The organism is Thermus hydrothermalis (assembly GCF_022760925.1).
In the GTDB taxonomy this organism is placed as follows: Bacteria; Deinococcota; Deinococci; order Deinococcales; family Thermaceae; genus Thermus; species Thermus hydrothermalis.
On the sequence record NZ_JAKTNT010000003.1, the window covers coordinates 116547 to 133304 of the forward strand.

17 protein-coding genes are annotated in these 16758 nt (G+C 68.0%); 8 read left to right on the forward strand and 9 right to left on the reverse strand.

Features of this window, described 5'->3' with window-relative positions:
- Positions 1-41 precede the first annotated feature (41 nt).
- The 4 genes from lipB to L0C60_RS03010 are packed head-to-tail and all read left to right on the forward strand — an operon-like array spanning position 42 to position 2922.
- Positions 42-707, forward strand: a complete 666-nt coding sequence (gene lipB / locus L0C60_RS02995; protein ID WP_243092500.1) for a lipoyl(octanoyl) transferase LipB — start codon at positions 42-44, stop codon at positions 705-707.
- Positions 691-1662 (forward strand): lipoyl synthase, encoded by a 972-nt coding sequence (lipA, locus tag L0C60_RS03000; RefSeq protein WP_243092501.1) that lies wholly within the window; start codon positions 691-693, stop codon positions 1660-1662. The genes lipB and lipA overlap by 17 nt, the downstream gene beginning before the upstream one ends.
- A 9-nt stretch (positions 1663-1671) precedes the next feature.
- Positions 1672-2043: a DUF3054 domain-containing protein gene (locus L0C60_RS03005; protein ID WP_243092502.1), complete on the forward strand. Its 372-nt coding sequence runs from the start codon at positions 1672-1674 to the stop codon at positions 2041-2043.
- Positions 2044-2052: 9 nt separating this feature from the next.
- Positions 2053-2922, forward strand: coding sequence for an NAD(P)-dependent oxidoreductase (locus L0C60_RS03010; RefSeq protein ID WP_243092503.1), 870 nt, complete (start codon positions 2053-2055; stop codon positions 2920-2922).
- A 31-nt stretch (positions 2923-2953) separates the two neighbouring features.
- Here the strand turns inward: L0C60_RS03010 and lpdA are convergent, their stop codons facing one another.
- From lpdA to L0C60_RS03030, 4 genes are read right to left on the reverse strand one after another with little or no spacing between them, the layout of a single operon-like run.
- Positions 2954-4339 carry a dihydrolipoyl dehydrogenase gene (lpdA, locus tag L0C60_RS03015; protein WP_243092504.1) on the reverse strand — a complete coding sequence of 462 codons (1386 nt, stop codon included), beginning with the start codon at positions 4337-4339 and terminating at the stop codon, positions 2954-2956.
- Positions 4340-4348: 9 nt separating this feature from the next.
- Positions 4349-5707 carry a dihydrolipoamide acetyltransferase family protein gene (locus tag L0C60_RS03020; protein ID WP_243092505.1) on the reverse strand — a complete coding sequence of 453 codons (1359 nt, stop codon included), beginning with the start codon at positions 5705-5707 and terminating at the stop codon, positions 4349-4351.
- 9 nt (positions 5708-5716) lie between these two features.
- The gene (locus tag L0C60_RS03025; protein WP_243092506.1) at positions 5717-6691 is read right to left on the reverse strand and encodes an alpha-ketoacid dehydrogenase subunit beta; all 975 of its coding nucleotides are present in this window, start codon (positions 6689-6691) and stop codon (positions 5717-5719) included.
- Positions 6692-6699: 8 nt separating this feature from the next.
- Positions 6700-7803: a thiamine pyrophosphate-dependent dehydrogenase E1 component subunit alpha gene (locus L0C60_RS03030; protein WP_243092507.1), complete on the reverse strand. Its 1104-nt coding sequence runs from the start codon at positions 7801-7803 to the stop codon at positions 6700-6702.
- A 128-nt stretch (positions 7804-7931) separates the two neighbouring features.
- Here L0C60_RS03030 and L0C60_RS03035 point away from each other — a divergent pair, with 128 nt between their 5' ends.
- Positions 7932-8342: a 23S rRNA (pseudouridine(1915)-N(3))-methyltransferase RlmH gene (locus tag L0C60_RS03035; protein WP_243092508.1), complete on the forward strand. Its 411-nt coding sequence runs from the start codon at positions 7932-7934 to the stop codon at positions 8340-8342.
- The gene (locus tag L0C60_RS03040; RefSeq protein ID WP_243092509.1) at positions 8339-8734 is read left to right on the forward strand and encodes a metallopeptidase family protein; all 396 of its coding nucleotides are present in this window, start codon (positions 8339-8341) and stop codon (positions 8732-8734) included. Before L0C60_RS03035 ends, L0C60_RS03040 begins: the two co-directional genes overlap by 4 nt.
- Here L0C60_RS03040 and L0C60_RS03045 read toward each other — a convergent pair.
- The 3 genes from L0C60_RS03045 to L0C60_RS03055 are packed head-to-tail and all read right to left on the reverse strand — an operon-like array spanning position 8682 to position 11086.
- Positions 8682-9107, reverse strand: a complete 426-nt coding sequence (locus L0C60_RS03045) for a DUF2203 domain-containing protein (protein WP_234507308.1) — start codon at positions 9105-9107, stop codon at positions 8682-8684. The genes L0C60_RS03040 and L0C60_RS03045 overlap by 53 nt on opposite strands.
- A 47-nt stretch (positions 9108-9154) precedes the next feature.
- On the reverse strand, positions 9155-10039 hold the full coding sequence (locus tag L0C60_RS03050; protein ID WP_234507305.1) for a biotin--[acetyl-CoA-carboxylase] ligase: 885 nt from the start codon (positions 10037-10039) through the stop codon (positions 9155-9157).
- Positions 10040-11086, reverse strand: coding sequence for a glucose-1-phosphate thymidylyltransferase (locus L0C60_RS03055; RefSeq protein ID WP_234507303.1), 1047 nt, complete (start codon positions 11084-11086; stop codon positions 10040-10042).
- Between the two features lie 34 nt (positions 11087-11120).
- Between L0C60_RS03055 and L0C60_RS03060 the strand changes: the two genes are divergently transcribed.
- Together L0C60_RS03060 and L0C60_RS03065 are read left to right on the forward strand one after the other, a co-directional pair.
- Positions 11121-11912, forward strand: a complete 792-nt coding sequence (locus L0C60_RS03060; protein WP_234507301.1) for a class I SAM-dependent methyltransferase — start codon at positions 11121-11123, stop codon at positions 11910-11912.
- Between the two features lie 13 nt (positions 11913-11925).
- Positions 11926-12306 carry a secondary thiamine-phosphate synthase enzyme YjbQ gene (locus L0C60_RS03065; RefSeq protein WP_234507300.1) on the forward strand — a complete coding sequence of 127 codons (381 nt, stop codon included), beginning with the start codon at positions 11926-11928 and terminating at the stop codon, positions 12304-12306.
- Here the strand turns inward: L0C60_RS03065 and L0C60_RS03070 are convergent.
- Both L0C60_RS03070 and L0C60_RS03075 read right to left on the reverse strand, forming a co-directional pair.
- Positions 12303-14483: a RelA/SpoT family protein gene (locus tag L0C60_RS03070; RefSeq protein ID WP_234507298.1), complete on the reverse strand. Its 2181-nt coding sequence runs from the start codon at positions 14481-14483 to the stop codon at positions 12303-12305. The two genes, L0C60_RS03065 and L0C60_RS03070, sit on opposite strands and share 4 nt — an antisense overlap.
- A 20-nt stretch (positions 14484-14503) precedes the next feature.
- Positions 14504-16756, reverse strand: a complete 2253-nt coding sequence (locus L0C60_RS03075; RefSeq protein WP_234507296.1) for a coiled-coil domain-containing protein — start codon at positions 16754-16756, stop codon at positions 14504-14506.
- Positions 16757-16758: the final 2 nt, after the last annotated feature.

The window sequence follows — 16758 nt, forward strand, 5'->3', positions numbered from 1 at the left end:
AAGGCTTGGGCCGGGGGCGGGAAAAGGGGTATCCTTAGGCCGTGGAGTTCCGGGTGGAGGACCTCGGCCTGGTGCCCTATGAAGAGGCCTGGGCCTACCAGAAGGCGGTGCACCGGGAGGTGGTGGAGGGCAAGCGCCCCCCCACCCTCCTTCTCCTGGAGCACCCTCGGGTCATCACCCTAGGCCGCAAGGCCACGGGGGAGAACCTCCTCTTCCCCGAGGCGTGGTACCGGGAAAACGGCTTCGCCCTCTACTGGGTGGAGCGGGGCGGGGACGTGACCTACCACGGGCCCGGGCAACTGGTGGGCTATCCCATCTTCCCCGTGGGGCGGGAGGTGCGCCGCTTCCTGAGGCAGATTGAGGAGGCCATCGTCCGGGTGGCCAGGGCCTACGGCATAGAGGCCTACCCCACCCCCGGGTACGCCGGGGTCTGGGTGGGGGAGGAGAAGCTTTGCGCCATCGGGGTGGCGGTGAAGGAGGGGGTGAGCTTCCACGGCTTCGCCCTCAACGTCTCCACCGACCTCAACGACTTTAGCGTCATCATCCCGTGCGGCCTGAAGGGAAAAGGGGTCACCTCCTTGGAAAGGCTTTTGGGCCGGAGGGTCCCCATGGAGGAGGCCAAGGCTAAGGTGGTGGAGGCCTTTGCCGAGGTGTTCGGCCTGGTGCCCAGATGGGAGGGGAAGACGCAACATGAAGCCCAAGTTTGAGGTGGTGGAGCTTTTGGCCCCCTCGGGGGAGGTGGTGGAGCTCAAGGTGGTGAAGCGGGGCCTGGCCCAGGCTCGGCCCGAGCCCGTGGACCGGAACAAGCCCGCCTGGCTTCGCGCCACCCTGCCCACGGGGGCCAAGTACCAAGCCCTGAAGCGCACGGTGGAGGAGCTAAGGCTTCACACCGTGTGCCAGGAGGCCCTGTGCCCCAACGTGGGGGAGTGCTGGACCCACGGCACCCTCACGGTGATGATCCTGGGGGATATCTGCACCCGGGCCTGCAAGTTCTGTGCCGTGCACACGGGGAACCCCAGGGGCCTGGTGGACCCCGAGGAGCCCCGGAGGGTGGCGGAGGCCATCGCCCGGCTCGGCATCCGCTACGTGGTCCTCACCAGCGTGGACCGGGACGACCTCCCCGATGGCGGGGCCTCCCACTTCGCCGCCACCATCCGGGCCATCAAGGAGATGGCGCCTGGGGTGCTGGTGGAGGCCCTCACCCCCGATTTCCAAGGGGACCTTAAGGCGGTGGAGACGGTCTTGGAGGCGGGCCCCGAGGTCTACGCCCAGAACCTGGAAACGGTGCGCCGCCTCACCCCCAGGGTGCGGGACCCCCGGGCGGGCTACGAGCAGACCCTGAGGGTGCTGGCCCACGCCAAGCGGTATAGGCCTGAGGTCCTCACCAAGTCCAGCCTGATGCTGGGCCTGGGGGAGACGGAGGAGGAGATCCTGGAGGCCATGCGCGACCTCCGGGCGGCGGGGGTGGACATCCTCACCCTGGGCCAGTACCTGCGGCCCACCCCGGCCCACCTGCCCGTGGAGCGCTACGTGCCCCCTGAGGACTTCAAGAAGTACGAGGCCTGGGGGTACGAGCTCGGCTTCAAGGAGGTCTTCTCCGGGCCTTTGGTGCGGAGCTCGTACCGGGCGGACCGGGTGTTCCTCGAGGCCACCTCCCGGTAAAATCCCGCCATGACCGCCACGGGAAAGCCTTCCCCCTACCTCTTCCTCCTGGACCTCCTGGCCCTCCTCCTCTTCGCCGCCTCGGGCCTCCTTTCCCACGGCCAGCCCGTGACCCTGGAAGGCCTTGCCCGCAACGTCCTCCCCGTGCTTTTCGTCTGGCTCCTCCTCGCCCCCTTCCTCGGCACCTACCGGAGGCCCAGTTGGCAAAACCTCCTCCTCACCTGGCTCCTCGCCTTCCCCAGCGGGCTATGGCTTCGGCAGATGGTCCTTGGGGGGAGTTTCGGGGTGGGGTTTTTCGTCTTCCTGGGCGTGGCCATGGCCTTTAGCCTCCTTTTCCTCCTCCTCCTCCGGGGCCTCGCCAAGCTCCTAAAGCTCTGGTAAAAAAGGGGCATGGAGAAGGTGGCCTTCCTTGGGCTTGGGGCCATGGGCTACCCCATGGCGGGGCATCTGGCCAAGCGCTTTCCCACCTTGGTCTGGAACCGAACCTTTGAAAAAGCCCTAAAGCATCAGGCGGAGTTCGGCTCGGAGGCGGTGCCCTTGGAGAAGGTGGCGGAGGCCGGGATCCTCTTCACCTGCCTGCCCACCACCAAGGAGGTGGTGGAGGTGGCGGAGGCCCTCCTTCCCCACCTCCGCCCCGGCACCTACTGGGTGGACGCCACGAGCGGCGAGCCCGAGGCGAGCCGGCGGCTTGCGGAAAGGCTTGGGGAAAAGGGCGTCATCTACCTAGACGCCCCCGTTTCCGGGGGCACCGTGGGGGCGGAAAAGGGCACCCTCACTGTGATGATGGGCGGTCCTGAGGAGGCGGTGGAGCGGGTGAAGCCCTACCTGGCCTACGCCGGCAAGGTGGTCCACGTGGGGCCCGTGGGGGCGGGGCATGCGGTGAAAGCCATCAACAACGCCCTCCTGGCGGTGAACCTTTGGGCGGCGGGGGAGGGGCTTGTGGCCTTGGTGCGGCAAGGGGTTTCCGCGGAGAAGGCCCTCGAGGTCATCAACGCCTCCAGCGGCCGCTCCAACGCCACGGAAACCCTAATCCCCCAAAGGGTCCTCACCCGGGCCTTCCCCAAGACCTTTGCCTTGGGGCTTTTGGTGAAGGACCTGGGCATCGCCATGGGGGTGCTGGAGGGGGGTAAGGACCCAAGCCCCCTTCTCCGCCTCACCCGGGAGCTCTACGAGATGGCCAAGCGGGAGCTTTCCCCGGAGGCGGACCACGTGGAGGCCCTCAAGCTCTTGGAGCGCTGGGCCGGGGTGGAAATCCGCTAAGGGAGCCCGGGGCCGAAGCCCCGGGCAAGGCCTAGCGGCTCAGAATGTGGATGGCCTGCTTGTGGAAGGCCTCCGCCGCCTCCATGAGCCCTTCCGAAAGGGTGGGGTGGGCGTGGACGGTGAGGGCCAGGTCGGAGACCGTGGCCGCCATCTCCAGGGCCAAGGTGGCCTCGGCGATGAGCTCCCCCGCCTGGGGGCCCACGATGAAGACCCCAAGGAGGAGGTCCGTCTCCTCGTCCCCCACCACCTTGATAAGCCCCTCCGTGGTCCCCAAGGTGAGGGCCCGGCCGCTGGCGGAAAGGGGGAACCTGCCCACCCTTACCTTGTACCCCGCCCGCTTGGCCTCCTCCTCCGTGAGGCCCACCCCCGCCCACTCGGGGGAGGTGTAGACCACGCTGGGGATCTGGTAGTCAAAGGCGGCGTCCTTGCCGGCGGCGTTCTCCGCCGCCACGATGCCTTCCTTCATGGCCTTGTGGGCGAGGAGGGGAGGCCGGGCCACGTCCCCGATGGCGTAGACCCCGGGGACACTGGTTTCCATCCGGGCGTTCACCCGGACGAAGCCCTTGGCGTCTAGGGCCACGCCCGCCCTTTCCAGGCCCAGGCCCTCCGTGCGGGGCTTGCGCCCCACGGCCACCAGGATCTTGTCCACCACCACCTCCTCCTGCTGGCCCCCTTGGGCGGGCTCCAGGAGGACGTGGAGGCCGTCCTTCTTCTTCTCGTAGCCGAGGGCCTTGGTGCCGGTGCGCACCTTCAGGCCTTCCTTCTCCAGGGCCCGGCGGAGGAGGGCGGCCGTCTCCGGGTCGCCGGCGGGGAGGATTTCCGGCATGTACTCAATGAGGGTCACCTGGGAGCCCAGGCGGTGGTAGACCTGGCCGAGCTCGAGCCCCACCGCCCCGCCCCCGATGACGAGGAGGCGCCCAGGGATGCCCTCCTCCACCCGTAGGGCCCGGGTGGAGTCCCAGACATCCTCCCCAAAGGGGAAGCCGGGGAGGCTTGCGGGCTCACTCCCCGTGGCCAGGATGAGGCTTTTGGCGCCGTAGCGCTCCCCGTTTACCTCCACCTCCTTGGGCCCAACCAAGCGGGCGAAGCCCCGCACGAGCTCCACCTTGTTTCCCTTGAGGAGGCCCGCCACCCCGCCGGTGAGCTTCTTCACCACGCTCTCCCGCCAGGACCCGAGCTTCTTAAGGTCTAGCTCCGGGGCGGCCTTTAGGCCGAAGCCTTCCCCCACCTTCAGGTGGTGCAGGGTTTCGGCGGCGTGGAGGAGGGCCTTGGTGGGGATGCAGCCCACGTTCAGGCACACCCCCCCCACCTCGGCGGCCTCCACCGCCAAGACCTTTAGGCCGAGCTGCGCTCCCCGGATGGCGGCGTGGTAGCCCCCAGGCCCTGTGCCGATGACGATGAGGTCGTAGGTCTTCATGGCGCTATCCTACATTTCCAGAAGGAGCAGGTCGGGGTTTTCCAAAAGCCGGATGACTTCCCGGGTGAAGAGGGCCGCCTCGGCCCCGTCCACCAGGCGGTGGTCAAAGGAGAGGGAGAGGAACATGATGTCCCTCGCTTGGATGGAGCCATCCGGCATGACCCAGGGCCGCTTGCGGATGGAGTGGACCCCCAGGATGGCGGCGTCGGGCAGGTTGATGATGGGGAAGCTCAGGGTGGCCCCCACGCTGCCGATGTTGGTGAGGGTGAAGCTGGAGCCCGTGACCTCCTCGGGGCTTAGGCGTCCTTCCCGGGCCTTGGCGGAGAGCTCGCCGATCTCCCGGGCGAGCTCCAGGATGCTCTTCCGGTCGGCGTCCCGAAGCACGGGGACGATGAGCCCCCTTTCCGTGGCCACCGCCAGGCCGATGTGGTAGTAGCGCTTGTAGACGATTTCCTGCCGCTCCTCGTCCAGGCTGGCGTTGAGCATGGGGTACTTCTTCAGGGCCCGCACCACCGCCTTGACGATGAAGGGCAGGTAGGTGAGCTTGATTCCTTGCGCCTCCGCCTCGGGCTTGAGCCTTTCCCGTAGGGCCACGAGCTCCGTGAGGTCCGCCTCGTCCACGTTTAGGGTGCGCACGGTGTAGAGGTGGCTCTGCCAAAGCCCCTGGGCGATGGCCCGGCGCACCCCCCTAAGGGGCACCCTTTCCTCCAGGTGCTCGTAGCCCTTGGGCGGGGCGTAGCGGGGAGGTGGGGGGAAGGGGGAGGGCGTGGGGGAAGGGGCTTCCGCCTGGGGGGGCATGGGCGAGGCGGCTTTGCGCCTTTCGGCGTAGGCCCGCACGTCCTCCACCCGTACCCGGCCCAAGGGCCCCGAGCCCGGCACCTCTGCGATGGGGATGCCCAGCTCCCGGGCGAGCTTCCGGGCGGCGGGCACCGCCAGGACCCGGCCCCTTTGGCCTGGGGTGGGGGTGGGCTCGCTGGGGGTGGAAAGGAAGGGGTTTTTCACCGCCACCTGGGTGGTGTCCGGTTTGAAGAGGGAGAGGTCTTCCCTTTCCTCCTTGGGGGGGAGGCCCGGCTCCACGATGGAGCGCTCCTCCACCGCCTGCACCGGGGGCGGCTCCTTCGCCATTTCCCCAGGCTCGGCGATGAGGGCGATGGGGGCGTGGACCTTCACCACCTCTCCCTCCTTGGCGAGCTTTTTCAGGAGGACCCCCTCGTAGGGGGAGGGGAGCTCCACGGTGACCTTGTCCGTCATCACCTCCACGAAGGGCTGGTCCTTCTTAAGGTAGTCCCCTTCCTCCACCAGCCACTTCAGGATCTCGCCTTCCACCACGCTCTCGGCGAGTTCGGGCATGAGGATTTCTTTGGGCATAGGCCTCCTTCAGTAGTCTAGCGCCCGCTTGGCGGCGTTAAGGATGCGGGTGACGGTGGGCAAGTAGAGCTTGTCCTGGGCGTAGGGGTAAGGGGTGTCAAACCCCGTGACCCGGATGGGGGGGGCGAGGAGCATGTCCAGGATGTCCTCGGCGATGGTGGCGGCCACCTCGCTCACGAAGCTGGCGTGCCGGGGAGCATCGGAAACGAGGACCACCCGTCCCGTCTTGGCCACGGAGTTCATCACCGCCTCGTAGTCCCAGGGCATGAGGCTCCTTAGATCCAAGACCTCGGCGGAAACGCCCACCTTGGCGAGCTCTTCGGCGGCCTGGAGCACCTCGGGCATCACCGTGCCGTAGCCGATGAGGGTGAGGTCCTTGCCCTCCCGCCTTAAGGCCGCTTTGCCCAAGGGGAGGACGTAGTCCTCCTCGGGCACCTCCTCCTTCACCGAGCGGTAGAGGCGCTTGGGTTCCAGGAAGACCACGGGGTCCTCGTCGCGGATGGCGGCCTTGAGGAGGCCCTTGGCGTCGTAAGGGGTGGAGACGGCCACCACCTTGAGCCCGGCGGTGTGGACGAAGTGGGCCTCGGGGCTTTGGGAGTGGTGGTGCCCGCCCTTCACCCCGCCCCCGGAGGGCATGCGGATGACCAAGGGGGCGGTGAACTGCCCCCCGGAGCGGTAGCGGAGCTTGGCCACCTGGCTCACCAGCTGGTCAAAGCCGGGGAAGATGTAGTCGGCGAACTGGATCTCCGCCACGGGCCTCAGGCCGTGGGCGGCCATGCCCAAGGCCGCCCCCACGATGGCCGCCTCGGAGAGGGGGGTGTCCATGACCCGGTCGGGGCCGTATTTCTGCAAAAGCCCCTCCGTGACCAAGAAGACCCCGCCCCTTTTCCCCACGTCCTCCCCCAGGACCACCACCCGGGGGTCCTTGGCCATCTCCTCGTCCAAGGCCCGGTTTAGGGCCTGCACCATGGTCATGAGGGCCATGCCGCCTCCTAAAGTTCTTCCCTAAGGAGGGCTTCCTGGCGCTTTAGGTGCCAGGGCTTTTCGGCGTAGACGTCGTCAAACATCCACTCGGGGGGCACGGGGCCGGCCTCTTCCGCCTCCCTTAGGCCCTGCTCCAGCTCGGCGCGGATCTCCGCCTTCAGGCTTTCCTCCCACGCTGGGTTCCAAAGCCCTTGGGCCTCGAGGAAGCGCTGGAAGCGGAGGATGGGGTCCCGCTTCCGCCAGGCCTCCACCTCCTCCTTGGGCCGGTAGCGGCTGTCGTCGTCGGCGGAGGAGTGGGGGCCGTAGCGGTAGACCCGAAGCTCCACGAGGCTGGGGCCTTCCCCCAGGCGGGCCCGTTCCACCGCCTCCTTCACCACGTAGTAGCTGGCGAGGACGTCCATCCCGTCCACCAGGTAGCCGGGGATGCCGAAGGCGTGGGCCTTGTCCGCCAGGGTGGGGCTATGGGTCTGGCGGGCGTAGTCCACGCTGATGGCGTAGAAGTTGTTCTCGGCGATGAAGACGGCGGGGGCCCCTTGCACGGCGGCGAAGTTGATGCCGGCGTACCAGTCCCCCTCGCTGGTGGCCCCGTCCCCGAAGGTGCAGACGGCCACCTGCCCCGTGCCCAGGAGCTTCATGCTGATGGCGGCCCCGGCGGCGGGGGGGACGTGGGAGGCGATGGGGCTCGCCACGGTGAAGTAGTTAAGGGCCTTGGAGCCCGGGTGCTCGGGCATCTGGCGGCCCTTGTTGGGGTCGGCCTGGGTGGCGAGCATCTGGCCGAAGAGCTCCTTTAGGGGGATGCCCAGGGCCAGGGCCAGGCCGTGGTCGCGGTAGTAGGGGAAGACCCAGTCAAAGCCAGGGCGGATGGCGTGGGCGATGGCCACCTGGGCTGCCTCGTGGCCGGCGGCGGGGGCGATGAAGCTGGTCTTGCCCGTGCGGATGAGGATGGTGTACCGTTCGTCCAGCATCCGGGCCGCCAGCATGTCCCGGTAGAGCTTCCGGAGCTTCTCCTCGCCGAGGTCTAGGGGGAACTCCCCTAGCCATTCCCCCTTCTCCCCCAAAAGCCTTATGGGCTCTTGGGTGAAGGGCTGAAACCTGCGGGTTTCCTTCACCATAACACCCTCCTTCTGGGCGCTTGTGGCGCCGGGAAGCCCGCCCTGGGTAAGGGCCTGGGCCTCCTTTTCGGGGGTGGGCTTGGCCCCACTTTCCCTTCGCCCCAAGTATACCCCGGTAGGATGGGGGTGTGCGCCTGCGGGTGGTGGCGGTGGGAAAGCCTAGGCTCGCCTACGCCCGGCTTGGGGTGGAGGAGTACGCCAAGCGGATTGGGCGGTATGCGCCCCTCGAGGTCCTCTTCGTCAAGGAGGGGGACCTCCTTTCCAAGGCGGAGGGGCACCGCAAGGTGGTCCTGGACGAGAAGGGGAAGCTCCTCACCACGGAGGGCTTCCTGCGGCTCTTAGAGGGTTGGGAAGGGGAAAGGGTGGCCTTCCTTCTGGGCGGGGCCGAGGGGCATAGCGAGGCGGTGCGGAAGGCGGGGGACTTCGTCCTTTCCCTATCCCCCCTCACCCTCCAGCACGAGCTCGCCCTCTTGGTCCTCATGGAGCAGCTTTATAGGGTCCTCACCCTGAGGGCGGGCCACCCCTACCACCGGCCATGACCTACGAGGCCTTCGTGCGGCTTGTGGAGAGGCTTTGGGAGGAGATCCCGCCCGAGTTCAAGCGGGAGCTCCAGGGGGTGCACGTTTTCCCCGAGGCCAGGCCCGAGCCCGGGCTTCCCGGGGTGTGGCGGCTTGGGGAGTACCTGGACCCAGGCCCCCCTAGCGCCCTGGGGGGCTTTGAGGGCCTGGGGCGGCACATCGCCCTCTACTACGGCTCGTTCAGGGCGGTGGCGGGGCCCGGGTTTGACTGGGAGAGGGAGGTGTGGGAAACCCTTCTGCACGAGCTCCGCCACCACCTGGAGTCCCTGGCGGGGCGGGACGACCTCGTCCGGGAGGACCTCAGGCGCCTGGACGCCTTTCGCCGGGGCGGGCCTCCGGGGGAAGAAGGCTAGGGGCCCCTTCCAGGGGCCGCCGCTCGGCGAAGCCCCCGGAAAGGGGGTGGTAGTGGGCCACCTCGGGCTCCCCTTCTTGCCAGCAGAGGAAGACCACCTCCCCCCCTACCCGGGCGGGGAAGTCCACCAGGCCCCGGTCCAGGTCCTTGAGGAGGACCCCCAAGGAGGCCAGGTAGCGGGCGTCCGCCTCCAAGGAGCCCAGGAGGAAGCGGGCCTCCTCCTCCAGGGCCCTGCGGGCGAGCCCCCGGGCCTCGGGAAGCCGGTCTTGCACCTCCTTGAGCTCCGCCCGGGCCTTGCGCATCTGGGCCAGGACCCGGCGGATCTCCGGCAGGAGGGCGTCCGCCTCTTCCTTGGTGAAGATGCGGGCGAACATACCTGCCCTAATCCTAGCACAAAGGGTGAGGAAAATCTAAGCGCACCTTACTCAATCCCCAGGAGGGCCACCTCCCCCGCCCCCACCCGTACTCCCCCCACGAGGAGGCTCCCGTCGGGGAGGACGGCCTCGGCCACGCCTTCCACGGGGCCCTTGGGGGTTTCCACCCGCACCCGGCGGCCCAGGGTGTAGGAGGCCCGGGCGTAGCGGGGGAGGAAGGCTTCTGGGTCTTCCAAAAGGGGGAGGAGGGCCTCGAGGCGGGCCAAGAACCTCTCCAGCACCTCCCGCCGGGAAAGGGGGGTGAACGCCTGCAAAAAGGCCGCCCCCTCCGGGGCCCAGGCCACGTTCACCCCCACGCCCAGGAGGGCATGGGCCACCTCCTCCCCTTCCGCCTTGGCCTCGAGGAGCACCCCGGCGAGCTTGCGGCCGTCCGGGCTCAGGAGGTCGTTGGGCCACTTGAGCCCCCCCACCCCCACCGCCTCAACGAGGGCGAGGCCCGCAAGAAGGGGGAGGAGGCCTAGGGCAGAGAGGGGGAGGCGGGGCCTTAGGAGGAGGGAGAAGGTGAGGCTCGCCCCAGGGCGGCTTTCCCACCTCCTTCCCCGCCTTCCCCGGCCCCGCTCCTGGACTTCCGCCAGGACCAAGGCTCCCTCGGGGGCCCCCGCCTCGGCCCAGGCTCGGAGGACGTCCTGGGTGCTCCCCACCCGGCCCAGGTAGCGGTAGGGCTTCCCCAGCCTCCCCGGGGGGCGGAAGAGGTGAGGGAGGGGGGTGCCGGGAAGGATGCGGTAGCCTTGGCGGGAAACCTCCACGGGGAAGCCCTCTTCCTGGAGGCGCTTGGCCTCCTTGGAGATGGCGGCCCGGCTCACCCCGAGGCGCCGGGCCAGGGCCTCGCCGCTTTGGAACTCCTCCGTGAGGAGGGAAAGGAGCGCCGGCATCTAGGCCAGTTCCACCTGGGAGAGGTCCCCGAGGATCAGGCGGTGGGCCCGGGGAAGCCCGTTGCGGCTTTGCACCTTGGCCCCTACCCCTAGGATGCTCTCCTGGAGGCGCAGGGCCACGTCTTCCAGGGCGGCGTGGTCCTCGAGGATGGAATACTCCACCTCCGAGCGCACCACCCTAGCCCCCGGTCCCAAGGAGGTGAAGGGCCCCACGTAGGCCCCCTCCACCACTGCCCCTTCCCCGATGAAGGCGGGGCCGATGACGGTGCTCCGGACCACCTTGGCCCCCTTCTCCACCACCACCCGGCCCGTGAGCTCGCTCGCCTCCACCTCGCCCTCCACCCTCGGGGAAAGCTCCTCTAGGAGGAGGCGGTTGGCGTCCAGGAGGTCCTTGGGGCGGCCCGTGTCCTTCCACCAGCCCAAAACCTCCACCCCCACCACCTCCCTGCCCCGGTCAATGAGGCCTTGGATGGCGTCCGTGATCTCGTACTCCCCCCGGGCGGAGGGCTTGAGGTCCTGGATAACCTCCAAGACCTCGGGGGTGAAGACGTAGACCCCGGCCACGGCCAGGTCCGAAGGGGGCTCTTGGGGCTTTTCCAAAAGCCTCACGACGCGGTTTCCCCTTAGCACCGCCACCCCGAACTGCCTCGGGTCCTCCACCCGCACCAGGGCGATGACGGCGCTCACCCCTTCCCGGAAGGCCGCCACGAAGGGGCGGATGCCCTTTTGGAAGAGGTTATCCCCCAGGTAAAGGACGAAGGGGCTGTCCCCCAGGAAGTCCCGGGCCACGGCCACGGCGTGGGCCAGGCCCTGGGGCTCCTCTTGGAGGACGTAGCGCACCCCGTAGCCCGTGAGGGCCTCGCGGATGTCCTTTTCCGTTTCCGGGGAGACCACCACCCCGATCTCCTCTATGCCCGCTTCCCGTAGGTTCTCCACGGCGTAGTGGATGATGGGCCGGCCCGCCACCCGGATCACGGGTTTCGGGCGGGTGTGGGTGAGGGGGCGGAGCCTCGTGCCCCGCCCGGCGGCCAGGATGAGCCCCTTCATGGGCCGAAGTATACCCCGTACAATAAAGGGGGACATGTCCAGCGCCCTTACCCGGGTGGCCTACGCCTACGACCGCCTTAGGGCCTACCCGCCCGAGGTGGCGGGCCGCATCGCCACCGCCATCGCCCATGCGGTCTCCGGCCGGGGGGAGGAGCCCGTGCTTCTGGAGCTCGGCGTGGGCACGGGGCGCATCGCCCTGCCCCTCATCGCCCGGGGCTTTCCCTATATCGCCCTGGACGTGAACCCCGCCATGCTGGAGGTCTTCCGCCAGAAGGCGGCGGGGGTGATGCGCAAGGTGCGCCTCTTGGAGGCGGACGCCCGGGCCATCCCCCTACCCGAGGAGAGCGTTCACGGGGTCATCGTGGTCCACCTTTGGCACCTCCTCCCCGACTGGCCGAAGGCCTTGGCGGAGGCCCTAAGGGTGCTGAAGCCGGGGGGAGCGCTTTTGGAGGGCTGGGACCAGGTGGAGGCGGAAGCGGACTATGCCCTCCAGGAGCGCTGGCGGGCCTTGGTGGCAGAGGAGGGCGTGCGGGTGGAAAGGGGCCTCCACCAGAGGCGCCTCGCTGAGGTGGAGGAGGCCCTGAAGCGCCTGGGCCTTAAGCCCAAGGCCCGGCAGGTGGTGGCCTGGCGGGAGGAGCGCACGGTGCGGGAGGCCTTGGAGGCCCTGGAGGAGCGGCTTTACTCCTTTACCCAGGCCGTGCCCGAGGCGGTGCACGCCAGGGTGTTGCCCAAGCTCAAGGCCTGGGCTGAGGCGGAGTTTGGCGGCTTGGACCATGCTTTCCCCGTGGAAAAACGCTTTTTCCTGCGGGTGACCCGCTTGGGCTAGGTATCCTGGCCTTATGCGGAAGCTAAGCGTGCGCACGCCCGAAGAGGGGCTGGTGAACATCACGGGGCTCGTGGAGGCGGCCTTGGAGGGGCACACGGGCCTCGTCTACCTCTTTGTGCCCCACACCACCTGCGGCCTCTTGGTCCAGGAAGGGGCCGACCCCGATGTGGCCCACGACCTCCTCGCCCGCTTGGACGAGCTTGCCCCCCGCTTCCACCCCAAGGACCGGCATGGGGAGGGCAACACCCACGCCCACCTGAAAAGCCTCCTCACCGGGGTGCACCTCCTCCTGGTGGCCGAAGGGGGCAGGCTTCGCCTGGGGCGCTGGCAGCAGGTCTTCCTGGCGGAGTTTGACGGGCCGAGGGTGAGGGAGGTCTGGGTGAAGCTCCTCTAGACCCACCGCACCTCCTGGACGCTCTTTACGCTCCGGATGGCCTGGGCCAGGGCTTCCCGCTCCCCGTCCTGCACGGTGAGGCGGAGCCTTATGCGGGCGATGGGCCCTAGGATGCGGGTTTCCGAGCCCAAGGCGCTTTTCCCCGCTTCCGCCACCACCTGCATCACGTCCCTCAGGAGGCCCGCCCGGTCCTGGGCCAGGACCTCGAGGGTGGCCACCTTCCCCCCCACCCCTTCCCAATAGGCCCCGATGACCCGGTCCGCCTCCGGCCCCTGGAGGATCCGCCTTAGGTTGGGGCAGTCCGCCCGGTGGACCGTAACCCCCCGCCCCCGGGTGATGAAGCCCAAAATGGCGTCCCCCTTCATGGGCTCGCAACAGGAGGCCAGGCGGATGGGGGCCTGGAGGTCCTGTTCCAAGCGGATGCCCCACTCGTTCTTGGGGGTGGGCTTTGGCTTTTCCGGCTTGAGGAGGGCCTGGGGGTAGAGCTTCTCCGCCACCTGCTTGGGGGTGAGGCGGTTTAGGGCCAGGGCCAGGTAGAGCTCCTCCGGGGAAGGGGGGAGGCCCAGGCGTTTGGCCGCTTCCTCCAGCTGGCTATCGGTGGGCTTGGGGAGGCCTTTGCGCTTCAGGTAGCGCTCCAGGAGGCCCTGGCCCCTTTCCAGGGTTTCCTGGCGCTCCTGGGTGCGGAAGTACTGCCGGATCTTGCTTTTGGCGCTCCGGGTCTTGGCGAACTCCAGCCAGCCCTTGGAGGGGTGGGCGTTTTTGGCGGTGAGGATCTCCACGATCTCCCCGTTCTGGAGCTCGTAGGAGAGGGGAACGATGCGCCCGTTGACCTTGGCCCCCACCATGTGGTGCCCCACCTCGGTGTGGATGTGGTAGGCGAAGTCCACCGGGGTGGCGCCCTTGGGCAGGTTGATGATCCGCCCCTTGGGGGTGAAGACGAAGACCCGGCCCCCCAGGAGGTCGCGGGTTACCGCCTCCACGAACTCCCGGGAGCTGCTGAACTCCTGTTGCCACTCCTGGATGCTCTTAAGCCAGGAAACCCGGCGCTTGATCTCCTCGGGGTCGGTGAGGCCCTCCTTATAGAGCCAGTGGGCGGCGATCCCGTACTCGGCGATGCGGTGCATCTCCCGGGTGCGGATCTGCACCTCCAGAGGAAGGCCCTCTAGGGCGATGACCGTGGTGTGGAGGCTTTGGTAGCCGTTGGGCTTGGGCACGGCGATGTAGTCCTTGACCCGGCCCGGGATGGGCTGCCAGAGGGCGTGGACCAGACCCAGGACGTGGTAGCAGACCTGCTTCTCCCTTAGGGCCCGGCCCTCCTCCGTGGGGCTCGGCCTGGGGTCCAGGATGACCCGCACCGCCAGGAGGTCGTAGATCTGCTCCAGGGCCTTCTTCTCCCGCTCCATCTTCTTCCAGATGGAGTAGAGGTGCTTGGGCCGGCCCGTGACCTCAAAGCCCTGAAGCTGGGCCTGGAGGAGCTCGTCCTGCCTTAGGGCCTCCTCGAGGGCGGCCATGGCCTTTTTGACCAGGCGTTCCCGGGCCTCTTGGGTTTCCTGGATGCGGGAAAGGAGGGACTGGTAGGCCTCGGGGTGGAGGTAGCGGAAGGAGAGGTCCTCCAGCTCCCACTTCAGTTGCCCCATTCCCAGGCGGTGGGCCAGGGGGGCGTAGATCTCCAGGGTTTCCTGGGCGATGCGCTTTTGCTTTTCGGGGGGCATGAACTCCAGGGTGCGCAGGTTGTGCAGGCGGTCCGCCAGCTTCACGATGATGATGCGCACGTCCTCCGCCATGGCGATGAACATCTGGCGGAGGTCCTCGGCCCGCTTCTCCTCCCCCTCGAGGTTGGCCAGCTTGTAGAGCTTGCTGACCTTGGTTTCCCCCTCCACGATGCGGCGCACCGCAGGACCAAAGCGCCTCTCCAGTTCCTCCGGGGCCACGCCGCAGTCCTCCAGGGTGTCGTGGAGGAGCCCCGCCGCCACGGTGTCGGCGTCCATGCGCAAGGAGGCTAAGATCTCCGCCACCGCCACGGGGTGGGTGATGTAGGGCTCCCCGCTTTTGCGCACCTGCCCCCGGTGGGCCGCTTCGGCAAAAAGGTATGCCTCCCTCACCTTCGCCCGGTCCTCCGGGGGAAGGTATTCTAGGTGGGGTTCCAGTTTTTCCCAAAGGGCCGGGGCGCTGACCACTATTTTTAGTCTAGCACCCCCTAGGCGGAAAGCTCCAGGAGGAAGGCAGAAAGGCTCGGCCTCTCCAGGATGGCCACCAGGGTCTTTCCAGCTTTAGGAGCGAGGACCAGGGCTTTCTCCCCGAAGAGCACGGCCACGGGCCCCCGCTTTTGCCCCAGGCTTTGGTCCATGCGGTCCAAGGCTTCCTTAAGGCCCAAAAGGGGTTCCTTGGGCAGGGGCAGGGGGTCATCCAGGAACCCTAAGGCCTCCACCCCGGGTAGCCGGAGCCGGGCCAGGGGGTCTTCTCCCGGGGCCAGGGCCCCGAGGAGGGCCTCGAGGTCCTCCCGCCCGATCTCCTTGAGCACCGCCTGGGCCGCCTCCTTCTCCCGCTCCAGTTCCCTTAGGAGGCCCTCCGCCTCGTTCAAGGTCTTTTCCACCTGCAGTAGCCCTTTGGGCCCCAGAAGGGGAAGCCTTTCCTTGGCGCCTTGCAGGAAGGAAAGGAGGGGCTTTAGGCGGCGCCGGGTTTCGCTTTCAAACCCCTGGAGTTGGGCCTCCTTTTGGAAGAAGGCGGTGAGGCGGGTCAGAAGCTCCTCCCGCTTGACCTCTAGCTTTCGCCTTAGAGCCTGCAGGGCCCGGGCGATGGGGGTGGGGTCGGGGAGGGCTTTGCGCTTTTCCTCCTCTATGGCCTTTAGCACCGCCTCGCCGCCGAAGCCGGCGAAGCGCTCCGCCAGCACCTGGAGGCGAGAAAGCTCGGCTAAGGCCCTTTCCCGGGCCTCCGCCCGGGCTTGGGCCAGGCGGCCTTGCAGGCCGGGAAGGTCAGGGAGCTTGCCCTCGGCGAGAAGCCGCTCTGCCTCCGCCACCGCCTCCCCGAGCCCCAGGGCCTCGGCCTCGGGTTTGAGGACGAGGAGGGCCCTTTTGGCCTCTTCTAGCTTGGCCTTAAGGGCTTCGCTTTCCCCTTGGGATTGGAGGAGGGCGGCGTACCGGGTGCGGATTTCCGGCAACGCTTCCGCAAGGCCTTCCTTGGGCAAGGCCTTGAGCTCCTCCGCCAGGGGGATGAAGGCCTCCCCCTTTTCGGCAAGTTCCCTCAGAAGGGCTTTCCGCTCCTCTTCCAGGCGGGCCTCCTCCTCCGCCTTCCTCTGGGCCTCCTCCTGGAGGCGCCTTAGGCCCTCCTCCAGGGGGGTGAGGTCGGGGTAGCCCCCTTCCTGGAGGGTTTCCTCCGCCAGGCGCAAGGCGCTTTCCAAGGGGGCTTTGGCCGCTTCGGGAAGGGGAAGCGCCCGGAGGGCTTCCTCCAGTTGGATGAGCCGGGCGCGTTTCTCCGCCCGGAGGTTTTTCTCCGCCTCCGCCAGGGCCTCTTCCAGGGCCTTTAGCCTCTCCCCGGCGGGGGTTCCCGCTTCCAAGAGGGCCTGGACCTCGGCGAGCAGGGGGCTCACCGTGGTCCTTTCCAGGAGGTGGGCGTGGCGGGCGAGGAGGTCTTCTAGCCTGCGCTTTTCCTCTTCCACCTCCAGGGCCTGGATGCGCTGGCTTGCCTCCTCGGACAGGGGCCCTAGGTCAATGACCAGATCCCCTTCCAGCTCGCTCGCCTCCTCCACGGTGAGGAAGACGTCCGTGGGGTGCTTGGGCGTTTCGGGGGAGCTTTCTTGGGTCTCAAAGACCATCTCGGGCAAGGTGGGGGCCCGCACGGCGCTGGACTCCAAAAACTTCCGGAGCTCTAAGGCCAGCGCCCTCGCCCGCTCCACCTCCGCTTGGGCCAAAAGCCCTTCCCGGTGGGCTTGGCGGATGGTATCCAGGAGGCTTTCCAGCCTCCGCACCTTGGGGCCTCCCAGGTGGCGTACCCTTTCTAGGCTTTCTTCCAGGTGGGCCAGGTCCTTGGCCTGGCGCAGGAGGGCTTCTTCCGCCTTTTCCTCCAAAGCCTCCAAAAGGGCCTTGGCCTCGGCCAGGAGGGCGGGGTCTTTCCCTTGGCGCAAGCGGTTGGCCAAGGCCCGGAGCCTGGCCACCTCCGGCCAGTCCACGTAGAGGCCGAAGCGCTTTAGGCCCAGGTCCAGGCCTTCCAGGTCCAAGGGGGCTTCCCGTATCCTTTCTAGGGTATCCTCCACCACCCGCCGGGCTTCCTCGGGCCTCAAGCGGGCCTGGAGCTCGCGGAAGACGAGGCCTTTTAGGAGGAACTCCCCGTCCTTGGGGGTGAGCTCTGCCGGGCGCTTGCCCAGGCGCTTGAGGCCTTCGTCCAGCACCACCTCGGCCCTAGGGCCCAGGTGGGGTTGGAGCGCCTGTAGGATCTCCTTGTAGACCTCCGGCATCC

Bases quoted from the DNA above. Each gene is read 5' to 3' on its own strand.
- lipA (WP_243092501.1), top strand. From the start codon at position 691: ATGAAGCCCAAGTTTGAGGTGGTGGAGCTTTTGGCCCCCTCGGGGGAG.
- L0C60_RS03005 (WP_243092502.1), top strand. From the start codon at position 1,672: ATGACCGCCACGGGAAAGCCTTCCCCCTACCTCTTCCTCCTGGACCTC.
- L0C60_RS03010 (WP_243092503.1), top strand. From the start codon at position 2,053: ATGGAGAAGGTGGCCTTCCTTGGGCTTGGGGCCATGGGCTACCCCATG.
- lpdA (WP_243092504.1), bottom strand. From the start codon at position 4,339: ATGAAGACCTACGACCTCATCGTCATCGGCACAGGGCCTGGGGGCTAC.
- L0C60_RS03020 (WP_243092505.1), bottom strand. From the start codon at position 5,707: ATGCCCAAAGAAATCCTCATGCCCGAACTCGCCGAGAGCGTGGTGGAA.
- L0C60_RS03025 (WP_243092506.1), bottom strand. From the start codon at position 6,691: ATGGCCCTCATGACCATGGTGCAGGCCCTAAACCGGGCCTTGGACGAG.
- L0C60_RS03030 (WP_243092507.1), bottom strand. From the start codon at position 7,803: ATGGTGAAGGAAACCCGCAGGTTTCAGCCCTTCACCCAAGAGCCCATA.
- L0C60_RS03040 (WP_243092509.1), top strand. From the start codon at position 8,339: ATGACCTACGAGGCCTTCGTGCGGCTTGTGGAGAGGCTTTGGGAGGAG.
- L0C60_RS03045 (WP_234507308.1), bottom strand. From the start codon at position 9,107: ATGTTCGCCCGCATCTTCACCAAGGAAGAGGCGGACGCCCTCCTGCCG.
- L0C60_RS03050 (WP_234507305.1), bottom strand. From the start codon at position 10,039: ATGCCGGCGCTCCTTTCCCTCCTCACGGAGGAGTTCCAAAGCGGCGAG.
- L0C60_RS03055 (WP_234507303.1), bottom strand. From the start codon at position 11,086: ATGAAGGGGCTCATCCTGGCCGCCGGGCGGGGCACGAGGCTCCGCCCC.
- L0C60_RS03060 (WP_234507301.1), top strand. From the start codon at position 11,121: ATGTCCAGCGCCCTTACCCGGGTGGCCTACGCCTACGACCGCCTTAGG.
- L0C60_RS03065 (WP_234507300.1), top strand. From the start codon at position 11,926: ATGCGGAAGCTAAGCGTGCGCACGCCCGAAGAGGGGCTGGTGAACATC.
- L0C60_RS03075 (WP_234507296.1), bottom strand. From the start codon at position 16,756: ATGCCGGAGGTCTACAAGGAGATCCTACAGGCGCTCCAACCCCACCTG.